This is a genomic window from Rhodococcus sp. ENV425 (assembly GCF_002887785.1).
Lineage (GTDB): Bacteria > Actinomycetota > Actinomycetes > Mycobacteriales > Mycobacteriaceae > Rhodococcus > Rhodococcus aetherivorans.
Window position 1 is genome coordinate 1 of record NZ_PCZU01000251.1, and the last position, 677, is coordinate 677.

Below are 677 nucleotides of genomic sequence, written 5' to 3' on the forward strand. Positions count from 1 at the left end.
CAGCGCGCCGGCCCGGATTCCGGCGAGGAGCCCGGGCCGACGGACGAGACTCACCGCGCCGACGGGCACCGCGAGCGCGGCGGCGACGGCGACGAGCGTCGCGGCGCCGAGGGCGGCGCCGACGGGCCCGGCGTCGGCGCGGACCGCCGGCAGGAACGGCGCGACCGCCACGGCGATGGCGCCGAGCACGGACAGGACGAACGCGGCGACGAGGACGGGCGGGCGGCTCGGCACGCCCCGACGCTACGGCGACGTTCCGATTCATCGCGGCGTGACACACCGTGAATATTCGGTATCGCGCCGTAACCGAAGGAACGTTTCCATATACGCCCAGCTCAAACTGTGATGCCAGTCACAAGGCCCGATTTCCAGCCCGTTTGGGTTGCCACGCTTGCGATCGTTTCGTTACCGTCGCTTCGGTCCGAATAACGGTCAGGTCACGAACGGAGGACGGCAGTCGATGCACACTTGCACTCCACGCGCCGACAGCCGTCCCGGCAGCGGGTTCGGTGACTTCGAGTCCACGGAGGCCACCGACCATCTCTATCCGGGCCACTGGCAGCCGCACGAGCGTTACCTCGACGAGGGCCCGGCGGACGATCTAGACGTCTCGAGCATTGTGAACTTCCGCAACACCAGTACCACCGAGCAGTACGAATTCTATGGCACCGAGCCGG

The 677-nt window shown here is 68.2% G+C and carries 2 pseudogenes; one reads left to right on the top strand and one right to left on the bottom strand.

The annotated features are described in order from the left end of the window. Window positions 1-234: pseudogene (locus tag CQZ88_RS21955) on the bottom strand (hypothetical protein); the annotation flags it as partial. A gap of 226 nt (window positions 235-460) precedes the next feature. Here CQZ88_RS21955 and CQZ88_RS21960 point away from each other — a divergent pair. Beyond that, window positions 461-677: pseudogene (locus tag CQZ88_RS21960) on the top strand (M23 family peptidase); the annotation flags it as partial.